General features: G+C 68.1%; 12 protein-coding genes. 5 read left to right on the top strand and 7 right to left on the bottom strand.

Annotation, left to right across the window (positions count from 1 at the left end; genetic code table 11):
* Nucleotides 1-23: 23 nt before the first annotated feature.
* The gene (locus EA472_RS08730; RefSeq protein ID WP_124191128.1) at nt 24-1,751 is read right to left on the bottom strand and encodes a GAF domain-containing protein; all 1,728 of its coding nucleotides are present in this window, start codon (nt 1,749-1,751) and stop codon (nt 24-26) included.
* Between the two features lie 182 nt (nt 1,752-1,933).
* On the opposite strand from EA472_RS08730, the gene thiE reads away from it, so the two are divergent.
* The 3 genes from thiE to EA472_RS08715 all read left to right on the top strand — a co-directional run bounded on the left by thiE (nt 1,934) and on the right by EA472_RS08715 (nt 3,770).
* Entirely contained in the window at nt 1,934-2,599 is a 666-nt protein-coding gene (gene thiE, locus EA472_RS08725) for a thiamine phosphate synthase (protein ID WP_124191127.1), read from the top strand.
* Nucleotides 2,596-3,429: a hydroxyethylthiazole kinase gene (gene thiM, locus EA472_RS08720; RefSeq protein WP_124191126.1), complete on the top strand. Its 834-nt coding sequence runs from the start codon at nt 2,596-2,598 to the stop codon at nt 3,427-3,429. Before thiE ends, thiM begins: the two co-directional genes overlap by 4 nt.
* A gap of 71 nt (nt 3,430-3,500) precedes the next feature.
* Complete coding sequence (locus EA472_RS08715) at nt 3,501-3,770, top strand: DUF7553 family protein (RefSeq protein WP_124191125.1); 270 nt, start codon at nt 3,501-3,503, stop codon at nt 3,768-3,770.
* 217 nt (nt 3,771-3,987) lie between these two features.
* Here EA472_RS08715 and EA472_RS08710 read toward each other — a convergent pair whose 3' ends face one another.
* Both EA472_RS08710 and EA472_RS08705 read right to left on the bottom strand, forming a co-directional pair.
* Nucleotides 3,988-4,611, bottom strand: coding sequence for a rubrerythrin family protein (locus EA472_RS08710; protein WP_124191124.1), 624 nt, complete (start codon nt 4,609-4,611; stop codon nt 3,988-3,990).
* A gap of 153 nt (nt 4,612-4,764) precedes the next feature.
* The gene (locus EA472_RS08705; protein ID WP_124191123.1) at nt 4,765-4,962 is read right to left on the bottom strand and encodes a hypothetical protein; all 198 of its coding nucleotides are present in this window, start codon (nt 4,960-4,962) and stop codon (nt 4,765-4,767) included.
* Nucleotides 4,963-5,194: 232 nt separating this feature from the next.
* On the opposite strand from EA472_RS08705, the gene EA472_RS08700 reads away from it, so the two are divergent.
* Together EA472_RS08700 and EA472_RS08695 are read left to right on the top strand one after the other, a co-directional pair.
* Entirely contained in the window at nt 5,195-5,695 is a 501-nt protein-coding gene (locus EA472_RS08700) for a small multi-drug export protein (protein WP_124191122.1), read from the top strand.
* A gap of 150 nt (nt 5,696-5,845) precedes the next feature.
* Complete coding sequence (locus tag EA472_RS08695) at nt 5,846-7,957, top strand: bacterio-opsin activator domain-containing protein (RefSeq protein WP_124191121.1); 2,112 nt, start codon at nt 5,846-5,848, stop codon at nt 7,955-7,957.
* A 215-nt stretch (nt 7,958-8,172) separates the two neighbouring features.
* Here the strand turns inward: EA472_RS08695 and EA472_RS08690 are convergent, their stop codons facing one another.
* The 4 genes from EA472_RS08690 to EA472_RS08675 form a co-directional block, all read right to left on the bottom strand.
* Nucleotides 8,173-8,928: a protein-L-isoaspartate O-methyltransferase family protein gene (locus tag EA472_RS08690; RefSeq protein WP_124191120.1), complete on the bottom strand. Its 756-nt coding sequence runs from the start codon at nt 8,926-8,928 to the stop codon at nt 8,173-8,175.
* Between the two features lie 174 nt (nt 8,929-9,102).
* On the bottom strand, nt 9,103-9,732 hold the full coding sequence (locus tag EA472_RS08685; RefSeq protein ID WP_124191119.1) for a protein-L-isoaspartate(D-aspartate) O-methyltransferase: 630 nt from the start codon (nt 9,730-9,732) through the stop codon (nt 9,103-9,105).
* 91 nt (nt 9,733-9,823) lie between these two features.
* Nucleotides 9,824-10,483, bottom strand: a complete 660-nt coding sequence (locus EA472_RS08680) for an HVO_0476 family zinc finger protein (protein ID WP_124191118.1) — start codon at nt 10,481-10,483, stop codon at nt 9,824-9,826.
* Between the two features lie 318 nt (nt 10,484-10,801).
* Nucleotides 10,802-11,746, bottom strand: coding sequence for an aminopeptidase (locus EA472_RS08675; protein ID WP_124191117.1), 945 nt, complete (start codon nt 11,744-11,746; stop codon nt 10,802-10,804).
* Between the last annotated feature and the right edge of the window lie 71 nt (nt 11,747-11,817).

Raw genomic sequence — 11,817 nt, 5'->3', positions numbered from 1 at the left:
CCGACCCGACAGTTCCGCGTTCGTTAGCGCTCGGACAGCTCCCCGCCGGGGTCGCGCCCGGTCCGATTTTCACCGCGGGCTCGATCCGGCTCGTGTTCGTCGGAGTCGCGCGCCGGCCGTTCAGCCCGTTCGGGACCACCCCGCGCGGTTTGGCTCAGTCGATCGACGAGCTCGAGGAGGCGATCCTGTGCGCTCTCGACCTCCGAGAAGTGTTCTTCGTCGCCGGTCTCTTCCGCCAGCTCGAGGAAGCCGCGGGCCACGTTCAGCGGCCGACGGACCTCGTCGTCGATCAGCGCGGCGATCGTTTCCAGTTGCGCTTCGGCCGCGGCTACCTCCCGCTCGCGACGGCGTCTCGCGGTGACGTCCCTGTAGACGATCAGCCCCTCATCCCCTCCGAACGCTTCGCTATCCCGGCCGCTCGCCGCCTCGAGTGGACTCACGAGGAGCCGGAACGTACGGAGTCCGTCTGCGGTTTCGACGTCGGCGGTGTACCGTCGACGCTCGCCGCGCCCGATTGCCTCGAGGAGCGTCGGCTCCGGTGCGTCCGGATTCGAACCGGCCACGAGTTCGTCCGGAGACGCGCCGAGGATCGCCTCGCGCTCGACGTCGAAGACGTCGACGAAGCTCGCGGTGACGTCCCGGACGATCGCTCGTCCGTCGTCGAGTTCGTACCGCGCCGCCGGAACCGGAAGCCGTTCGAAGACCGCTCGAGCGCGGTCCCGCTGCGTCGCCAGCCGGTCCCGTTGCGTCCGGAGTTCGCTCCGGTCGTCCGCCAGCTGGTCTCGACGCTGCTGGAGTTTTTCTCGCTCCCGCCGGAGCCGATCGCGCTCGCCCGCGAGCTGTGACTCGGTTTCGATTCGCTCGAGCGTCCCGCCGGCGGCTCGTCCGTACGCCGCGAGGAGATCGCGGTCTCGCTCGTCGAAGACGCCGCGCTCTTCGGCGGCGACACAGAGGATGCCGGCGTCCCCGACCGGAACGCAACACGCCGATCGCCGGTCCCCGCTGAACGGCAACTCGAGTCGATCGTCGCTCGCCAGGTCCTCGAGCAGAATCGGCTCTCCGGTCTCGAGCGCCTCCGCGAGGGGACCGTCGCGCGAGACGCCATCGAAGTCGTCGGGAACGCTCGGCGTGCGCGCCCGGAGCGTAAACTCCCCGAAGTGGACCGTCGACAGCCAGCAGTAGTCGGTGTCGAAGGCCGCCGCGACGTCGTGGACGAGCAGTTCGAAGAACCGATCGCGATCGCGCTGGACCGTCACCGTGGCCAGCGACTCGAGGAGCCGGTCGGCCGGTTCGTCGTCCGACGTCGACCGATCGCCGGGCATCGCGATCGGGTCGTCGTCGGACTCGTCTCCCCGCTCGCCGCCGCAGACCCACTCGATCTCGTCCGCGAGGTGTTCGAGCGCGTCGTCCGTGTCCCGTCTGACGTAGCCGTCGATCCCGTCGGTCGCGCGCGCGGCCCGCGGCGCGTACGACGCGTCGGTAAAGAGGACGACCGGCGTCGACTCGCAGGCGTCGACGACCTCGAGTAGGTTCGAGCCCGCGTCGGTCGTCGGCGTCTCGGCGAAGACGACGCAGTCGGCGTCGGGCGCCCAGTCGCGAAGTCGGTCGAGTTCGTCCGTCGACAGCGACGCGACCGTCCGGTCGGGTCCCGAGGGAACGTCCTCGAGTTCGGCCGCGCCGTCGTGGGCGGGGCCGTCGCTCGCGGTGAGATAGAGTACGGTACGCGGTCGTGATCGCGGCGGCTCGTTCATGGCGATGGGGGTGTCTCTATCCGAAGCTGTTTCGCCACCCCGATAAATGTACAGCCGAAATTCAGGCTGGCCGACGTGATTCGTGACGTGCGCCCGTCAAAAACCGCTTGTGAGCGATCGAACGGCCACGACGTCTCCGGCCGACCGAAGCGGCTTAGTGCGACCACCGCGGAATATTCGCCGTGAATTTCCCGAACTGGCGAACGTACCTCGTCACCCAGGCCTCCGTCTCGGCGGGTCGATCGACGCCCGAGATCGTCCGGGGAGCGATCGACGGCGGCGTCGACGCCGTCCAGCTGCGCGAGAAGGGGACCGACGCGCGCTCGCGGTACGAACTCGGCCTCGAGGTGCGCGAGCTCACCGCCGAGGCGGGCGTCGACCTGATCGTCAACGATCGGGTGGACGTCGCGAAAGCGATCGACGCCGACGGCGTCCACGTCGGCCAATCCGACCTCCCCGTCGCCGTCGCTCGCGACCTGCTCGGTCCGGAGGCGATCGTGGGCTGCTCGACGTCGACGGTCGAGGAAGCCGAACGCGCCGAAGCCGACGGCGCCGACTACCTCGGCATCGGGGCGATCTACGGCACCTCGTCGAAGGACGTGGCGGCGGACAAAGACGGGGTCGGCCCCGAACGCGTCGCCGAGATCGCCGACGCGGTGTCGATCCCGATCGTCGGTATCGGCGGCGTGACGGCCGACAACGCCGGTCCGGTCGCGCAAGCCGGCGCGACCGGCGTCGCGGTCATCTCGGCGATTACGGCGGCCGACGATCCGACGGCGGCGACCGAGGCGCTTGCAACCGCCGTCGAAACGGCGAAGGAACTCGAGGAGCGAGGTGAAAAACAGTGACCGACTCGATCGACGTCACCGTCGACGAACTGGCCGCGTCGTTGCGAACCATCGCCGAGACGGAGCCGCTGGTGCAGTCGCTGACCAACGAGGTGACGATCAACGACGTCGCCAACTTGATTCTCCACTGGGACGGGCTGCCGGTGATGGCGGACACGCCCGGCGACGCCGGGGAGATGGCCGAACTCGCGAGCGCGGTCCACGTCAACACCGGACAGCTACCCGAGGCGAAAGTCGAGGCCATGCGCGAGGCCGGCCGAGCCGCGAACGAGCGCGGGATTCCGGTCGTCCTGGACCCCGTCGGCGTCGGCTCCACGCCGTCGCGCGAGGCGGTCGCCGAACGGCTCCTCTCGGAGATCGAGTTCGCGATCATCAAGGGCAACTACGGCGAGATCAGCGCGCTCGCCGGCGTCGAAGCCGACGTCAAGGGAGTCGAATCCGTCGGCGACTACGACGAGATCGAACGGACCGCCCGGTCGCTCGCCGACTCGACCGGCGCGACCGTCGTCGCCTCGGGCGTCCGCGACGTCGTGGCCGATTCGGACAGCGCGTATCGCCTGACCGTCGGCCACGAACTGCTCGGCTCGGTCGTCGGCACCGGCTGCATGCTCGGCGCGACGCTCGCGGTCTTCGCCGGCGCGCTCGAGGACGAGCACGCGGCGGCGCTCCAGGGAACGGTCGCGTTCGGTCTCGCCGGCGAGCGCGCGGCGGATCTCCCTCACGAGGGTCCCGCCAGCTACCGGACGAACTTCCACGACGCGGTCGCCGGATTCGCCGGCGACGCGGCCGACGACCTCGACCTCGAGTCGCGCCTCGAGCGCGTCGTCTGATCGCCGCCGTAACCGGCCGGCCGACGCCGCTACCGGGAACCGTTTTGTCCGCGGCCCACGAACGTCGTCGTATGTCCCGTCAACACCTCGCAGACGCCGCACGGTCGCTCGAGCGCGCCGCAGAGGCGGCCGAACATGACGCGGCCGACCGGTTACGACAGCAGTCGGAACAGTTTTCCACCCTCGCGGACGCCGACCGGGGGCCGGATCACGGCAAACTGGCCCGCCACGAACACGTCCTCGCCGAGGTCGCCGACGAGGAGGGCGGACGGGTCGCCGACCGCGTCGACGATGCGATCGAGTCGATCCACGCCTACCGGGAGACGCTCGAGGGCGTCTGAACCGTTCGAATCGTCCGAGGCGCGACGGTTGTCGCCGTCCGGCGACGGCTTTTCCGGCGGTTCGATACGGTTTACTGTCCGTCAGTTCCGGCGCACCCGCGACACGGGCGGCGGTGCACCGGTACGTCGGTACAGTAATCCGTACGAGTCACCGTTCGAGCGGCTCGAATCCGTCCCGTTGTGACTGCCCGTGGCCGCCTCGCGTCGGCCGCGACGATCAACAGACCGGCTTGGGATTCGCGCCCATCGCCTCCAGGTTCTCGACGTACTCGCCGTAAGCGGCCTCGATCGTGTCGGTCGCCGCCTCGAGCGCGCGCTCGTCGTCGGAGATGTCCCCGAGCAGCTCCGTCGCGCGCTCGAGCTGGCCGTCGAGCTCCGCGCCGAACTCGCGGAAGACGCCGGCGGTCTGGGGGTCCGCGTCGCCGACGAAGTAGCCGACGACCTGTTCTTTGGATCGCTTGCTCGCGAGGATCCGGCCGACGAGCGCACCGACGCGCTCGGTCGTCCCGTCGAGTTCGCGCAGGTACTCGTGGAGTGCCGGAACCGCCTCCGGCTCGTACTCCTCGTCGCCGAGGTGCTCGAGGACGGTCTCGAAGTGGTCGCGTTCTTCCGCTGCCGTCGCCGCGAACGCTTCCCGGGCGTCGTCGTCGCCCTCGTCGTCGGCCCACCCGTCGAACGTTTGCCAGGCGGCGTATTCCGCGTCCGCGGTCGCCCGCAGGACGGGTTCGGTGTCGATGTCGCCGCCGGTGTCGGCGTACAGGGACTTCGACGATCCCAGCCGCGAGAGTTCGGTCTGGTTCTCCTCGCGTACGGTCTCGAGGAACGCGTCGGCGTCGGTCATACCGACGAGTTGGACGGGTCGATGGAAAGGTGTGTCGTCCTCGGGGACCGGTAGACGATCGCGTCCGCGGGATCGGTCGCCGAACGTCACACGACGATCGGATCGTTCCGCTCTGTCGCGCGCTCGTCGAACGATGCTCACCGTCGAATCGAATTACCGCTCTGATCGCTCGACGGGCGGCTCCGAGCCGTCGACGTCCGGCGTTTCTCGCTCGTCGTACGCGTACGTCTCGCTTATGAACGCGATCGCGAGAATGTAGACGTCGATCCGCTCGGCCCCGGTCTCGGCCACCGCCTCCGTCAGTTGCTCCCAGCCACGTCTCGCCGCGAGCGCGACGTTCGACCGACCCATACATGTCAACTCGACGTATCAGTATTTAATACCGGCGGTAACGGAGCGCAGTAAAATCGGCGCGGCCGAGGGGAAACAACGCCGCGCTCACCGGTGTGTTCGGTTCGGGTGAATGCAGAACCAACGAGGAACCCACGAACGGTCGCGCGGCTGCGATTCGGTTCGATCGCGCCGACGCGCCGTTGCGACGGTATCGGAATCTTTCTTTTCTCCGCCGACGTCTTTCGACGGGATGACGATTTCCCCGCTGCTCGTCGAGGTCGGAGCGACGCTCGAGGAAACGACCGGATTGTTGCAGTACGTCCTCGTGTTCGTCTTCGCGGCGATTCCGCTGGTCGAGATCCTCGTCGTCGTTCCGATCGCGATCGGACTGGGATTGGATCCGCTCGTCACGGGGATCGTCGCGTTCGCCGGCAACGCGGGCTCGGTGTGTGCGCTCGTCGTCTTTCACCGGCGGCTGTCGAACTGGTGGCATGGCCGTCGAGGCGAGTCCGACTCGAAATCGAGTTCACGATACGAGCGGGCGCGGAAACTCTGGGATCGGTACGGGTTGCCGGGCCTCTCGATCGGTGGCCCGGCGCTGACGGGCGTCCACGTCGCCGCGGTCGTCGCGTTGCTCGCCGGCAGCCGCAGTCGGGATACGGTGGTCTGGATGACCGCGAGCATCGCCGTCTGGACGATCGTGCTCGTCGTCGGCTCCGTGCTCGGTCTCTCGCTGCTGGGGCTTTCGTAGTCGAGTCGGATCATTGAGAGTCGCCGCCCGAACCGCACAGCGATACGGCGCGAACGCCAACGGCTTCGGCCGTTGGTCGCTCGTCGATCGAACACTAATCGTTTAGTAGGTCTCGATCCTTTCTCCGAAAACGACCCACTACCGATCCTCATGACGAACGCGATTACCGTCCTCGTCGTCGACAACGAGCCCGGCTTCGCGGATCTCGCCGGCGAGATGCTCGAGCGCGACCGCGAGGAGATCGTCGCGGAGCCGGCGACCAGCGCCGCCGAGGCGCTCGAAATCTTCTTCGACCGGGAGATCGACTGCATCGTCAGCGACTACGAGATGCCCGAGATGAGCGGTATCGAACTGCTCGAGCGGGTTCGAGAGACCGATCCCGAACTGCCGTTCATCCTCTTTACCGGGCGCGGATCGGAGGAGGTCGCGAGCGAAGCGATCGCCGCCGGCGTAACCCAGTACCTCCAGAAAGAGACCGGGAGCGAACAGTACGCGCTGCTCGCGAACCAGATCACGAACGCCGTCACCCAGTACCGGATCGAGACGGAGCTTCGAGAGAGCAAACGCCGCTACGAGCGGACGCTGGCGACGCTTCACGAGACGACCCGCAACCTGATGCGCGCCGGCACCAAGGACGAAATCTACGAGGAGACGGTCGCGACCGCCGCGGAGATTTTGGACGTCGCCGTCGCCGCCGCCTACGCGTTCGATCCGTCGACCGGCGTCCTCGATCACGCAGCGTCTGCCGGCTCCGCTCGAGAGGTCGTCGATCCCACGACGACCATCGAACGGGGGGAGGGACACGTCTGGGACGCCTTCTCGGAGGGCGAAAGCGTCTACTACGACGACGTCACTCGCGTGGAGGACGTGACGGCGGCGGAGGCGACCAGCCGGTGCGAGCTGATCGTCCCGCTCCAGTCCCACGGCGTGCTGGTCGCGGGGACGGAGTCGGTCGACGGGTTCGACGAGACGATGACCGAGCTGTTTCACATTCTGGCGGCCAACACCGAGGCCGCGCTGGACCGCGCGGAACGCGAGGAGCTGCTTCGGGAACACGACCGGACGCTGGCGAACCAGAACGAGGAGCTGACCCGCCTCAATCACATCAACGAGGTGATCCGCGAGATCAACCACGGCGTCGCCCAGGCCTCGACGCGCGCGGAGATCGAACGCACCGTCTGCGATCGCCTCGCCGATACGGACCGGTACCGATTCGCCTGGATCGCCGCGAGCGAGGACGATCCGCCGGAGCCGACCCAGTGGGCGGGCGTCGACGCGACGTACGTCGACCGGGTCCGGGCCGACGGCGAACTGGCACCCGAGACGTCCCTGATCCGCGAGGTCCTCGAGAGCGAGACCGTCACCGTCGTTCCGGACGTCCTCGACGACGACGGGTGGGATCGCCGTCGAACCGAAGCGCTCACGTACGGCTACCAGACGGTGCTCGCGGTACCGCTCGTCGACGGCGAGCGCCGGTACGGCGTGTTGTGCGTTCACGTCAGCGGCGTCGATTCGATCGGCGAGAGCGAACGGGAGGTGTTCGCCGAACTCGGCGAGACGATCGGACACGCCATCCGGGCGGTCGAACGAACCCGGGCGATGCTCACGGACAGCCGACTCGAGCTCGAACTCGAGTGTCGCGATTCCCGCCTGCTGTTCAACCGGCTGTCGGCGGCCGTCGACGGACCGATCTCGCTCGAGGGGGTCCTCGACCGAGACGAGCGTATCGTCGCTTTCGTCAGCACGCCGCCGACGTCCGCGCTGGCCGACCTCGAGGACGAGCAGGCGTCGATCGAAACGATCTCGATCGTCTCCGAAAGCGACGACGAGTACCTGTACGAGGTGACGGTGTCGTCGACGCCGTTTCTGAACACGTTGCGGACCTACGACGTCAGCCTTCGCGGGGCGACCGCCGAGAGCGGCGTCTCGACGCTCGTCCTCGAGATGTCCCAGCACGTCGAAACGCGCGCGCTGGTCGAGTCGATCCGGGACGAACACCCCGAGACCGAACTCGTCGCACGACGCGAGACGACCGGCACCCGTTCGACCAAACGCCTCGACTCTCGACTCGAGGATCGACTGACCGACAAACAGCTCGAGGCGTTTCAGACGGCCTACTACAGCGGATTCTTCGAGTGGCCCCGCGAGAGCACCGGCGAAGAGCTGGCGGAGACGCTCGAGGTGTCGGCACCGACGTACCACTACCACCTGCGTGCGGCCGAACGCAAGCTCGCGACGCTGGTGTTCGACAAGGGACTCTAGGTGATTAGTATCTCGTATCGATCGACTACAACTGACTAGAGTTCATATTTAATCTCCTCCGCCCCATACGAAGAAATGGCGATCTGTATTAGACTGTCGCCACCCCCAATCCCCCCACCCCCCACTTTCCGGACCTACCGCACACCAGCGTCGTCTCTCGCGATCCGAACCGTCGTCAGTCCGATACCGCAGGTTCTCTCGCCGACTCGAGACGTTCAGCCGTCGATCGCGTCCTCCCACTCGATCCACTCCTGTTCCCAGCCGCGGCGCGATCTCGCTGCGCGGTGGGCGTGTTCTCGATCCTCCCTGGCCGTCCGGTTGCGCTCGACGGTGCCTGACTGCTCGCCGTCGATCAGCAACGGGTCGAACGAGACGGCTCCGAACCGCTCCCGTTCCCCGTCGGCCGACACCGCCTCGAGTCGCTGCTTTCCCGTTCCCCGGGGGAACACGAGGCGGCCGTCGTCGCTCAACTGCTCGCACAGCGTTCGCGGTGGGTCGACGACGGCGGCCTCGAGCAGGATCCGGTCGAACGGCGCATACTCCGGGAGCCCGTCGGCCCCGTCGCGTCGGTCGACGAGCACTTCCCCGTAGCCGGCGCCGTCCAGATTCTCCCGCGCTTCGAAGACGAGCGGACGGGCGATGTCGACGGCGTGGACGTTTCTCGCGCCGACGAGTTCGGCCGCGACGGCGGCCGTATAGCCGACGCCCGCGCCGACGATCAGGACCGTCCCGTCCCCCTCGAGTTCCGCGACCGAGAGCGCTTCGAACAGTCGGGCGACGGTGCTCGGTGCGAGGACGCGCGTTCCGAGGACGTCGTGTTCGCGGTCGGCGTAGGCCGTCCGCTCGTCGTCGACGAACTCGTGACGGGGCACGTCGCGCATGGCGATGGCGACGGCGTCGTCCGAGAGGACGTCTCTGGGCGGAGACTCGAGCCCGTCGACCATGTCCTCTCGCAGTACCGCGGGATCCATATCCGGGCTACCCGCTCGGCGGATATCAATGACGCGCTTGTCCGACTCGATCCGCCCGGCCGCGATACCGACTCCGGGCGCAGTCCCCCGTTCTCGTTCGGGCGGCCTCGAGCGTCGGTCGAGGTGACAGGGGCCCTCGAGAGGCGACGATCGACGCGAGCGAACCCGAATTCGCTACCCGCGCATCTGGACGAAGCGAACGCCGCCGTGTTCGTCGCGCTCGAGCGTGCCGTCCTCGCGTTTGCTCGCGCTGACGAGCGTCTGGCGACCGCGTCCGATCGGGGCCAGCACCGTTCCGCCGGGACGAATCTGCTCGACGACCGGATCGGGAAGCGACGCCGTCGCGCAGGTGGCGTACGCGGCCTCGTACGGCGCGTGTTCGTCCCACCCTTCGCGCCCGTCGCCGACCCGGACGCTGACGTCGCCGTACCCCGTCTCGGCCAGCAGCCGTCGGGCCCGCTCGGCGAGTCCCTCGCCGAACTCGACGCTGTAGACGCACTCCGCGCCGACGAGTTCCGCCGTGACGGCGGCGTGATAGCCACAGCCGGTTCCGATCTCGAGGACGCGGTCGCCGGGACCGACGTCGAGGTGGTCGGCCATGATCGCGACCATGTGGGGCGCACTGATCGTCTGGCCGTCGCCGATCGGCAGCGGCCGATCCGCGTAGGCGTCGTCGCGTCGATCCGGCGGGACGAACGCGTGACGCGGCACCGCCTCGAGCGCCGCGAGGACGCGATCGTCGTCCACGCGCGGGGCGACCGTTCGGACCATCCGCTCTCTGGCGGCCTCGTAGCCGTCGGACATGGCTCGTGGGTAGTACGGGACGAGCGAAAATATACTGTCGGCCGGCTCGATCCACCGGTCGGGTCCGGACGGTGAGGCGGTGCCTCGAGCGCTACCAGGCCGACCAGGCGCTACTCGTCTGGTCGTAGGCGTAAACGCGCTTTGCGTCCTTCGCGAGCACCGTGTCGCCGTCCATCTCGTAGCGGTCGCGCTCGTAACCGCTGGCGTCGTCGCGGACGACGAACGCGTCGATCTCGAACTCGTCGTCGCCGAACTCCTCGACCTCGCCGACGGTGAACTCGTAGTCGCCGGGGACGTACACCGTGATTCCGCGGCTGTCGTCTCTCGAACCGTCTTTCGGGTGGACGGTGACGTTGACCGCCACGTTGTCGACCTCGCGGCTCCAGACGGTTTCGATCTCGTCGGCGGCGGACGTCTCGGTCCGTCGCTGGCCGTCGAGTTCGACGCTGGTGACGCGAACCGTCGAGAGCACTTCCTGGGTCTCGAGGATGAACTCGTCGCCGACCTCGACCGTCTCCTCTTCGGGAACGGTGACGTTCGCCGTGAACGACTCGCCCTCCTGGGAGACCACGACGTCGAGGGTGACCTCGCGCTGGCGTTCGGGCTGTACCTTGTGGACGTGTCCGCACTCGCCACAGCGGACGGTGAGCGTCCCCCCGCCCTCGGTCACGGTCAGCACCTCGTGGACCGTCTCGAGCTCCGGGGAACACGAGGGACACGGCGTCGGAACGCGGTCCGGAATGTCAGTCATACCGCGTCGTAGACGCTACGTCCGTAAAAGGCGATTGGACCGCGATTCGGTGGCAATGGCGCTACTCTCCGGCCGACGGTACGAGCGTGGCCACCTGCCGCTTCGGCCCCCGCGGCGGACGCTCGTCACGAAGTCGTCGCAGACGACGACGGCTCACCCGAGTACCGACGGTCGTCGACTGACTCGAGTCGCCGGAACGCGAGTCCGTCGGCGAACCGGTAGGCTGCTACGGCCTGCCGTTCGTCGGTCCCGGTTGACCGCGTCCGATCCACGGCCGTACCGGTCCGTCGGCACAGCAGGCCGGACGAGAAACGCGGGTCAGGCCGACGGGAGCTCGAGTTCCTCGCCGTCGACGAAGACCGTCGGATCGCGGATGATGCCGTCCTGGTGGATCGGCGCTTCGGTGTCGCCGCCGATTCCCGCGTCGTCGCCGATGGCGACGTGAACCGTTCCGGCGGCCTTCTCGTCTAACAGGACGGAGCCGACGAGGTCGGTGACGCCGACGTTCGTTCCGATGCCGAGCTCGGCAAGGTTGTACGCCGCGTCGCCTGCCTCCTCGGCCGCCGCTTCGACCTGTCGGCGGATCTCGTCGTCCGAAATCTCCGTGACGTAGCCGTCCTCGACGACGAACTCGAGTTCCCGTCCCTCGAGCAGGCCGTGCGGGCGCATGGTGCCGTCGACGACGTAGCGTCCGTCGGCCGACTCGGGGCTGACGAACACCTCGCCGGCCGGCAGGTTCGAGAACGATCCCGGCTCGCTCACGTCGCCGGTGTCGTCGAGCCACTCCCGGTCGCCGATCGCGAACGTGACGTCGGTTCCCCGGTCGGTGGTGACCCGCACCTCGTCGGCGTCCGCGACCCGCTCGAGGGTGCGCTTGCACTCCTCACGAATCCGGTCGTAGTCGGCGTCGAGACCGGTGACGAACACCTCCTCGGTGATCCCTGGAAGGGTGGCCCCGCGCGCCCCGCCGTCGGTCGCGTCCGACCGCGCTCGGGTGTGGCTCAGGCTCTTCGTCGTCGGCGCGAGGAAGGCGTCCGCGCCGCCGAGCGCGGCCGCGACCGGGGCCGGCGGCTCCGCGCCGTGTTGCTCGCCCGGCGGGTAGCGAACGATCGTCGCGTCGTCGGTAATCTCCCGTGCGACCCCGTACAGCGCCTCGCCGATCGGCTGGCGTTCGTCGTCGGTGACGATCGCACAGGACTCGTCTTCTGCGAGCGCGAGACACTGTCGGACGGCCGTCTCGGCGGCAGAACGGAGTTGGGTCATACGTGCCCTTCCGTCGGAGCGACCGAAAGGTCTTGCTATCGGGTGAAACGGTCCCGACTGGCGTCGTCGAA

This window comes from Natrarchaeobius oligotrophus (genome assembly GCF_003841465.1).
GTDB classification, from domain to species: Archaea; Halobacteriota; Halobacteria; order Halobacteriales; family Natrialbaceae; genus Natrarchaeobius; species Natrarchaeobius oligotrophus.
The sequence above is the reverse complement of the archived record's forward strand: the minus strand, read 5'-3'. Positions and strand labels throughout refer to the sequence as shown.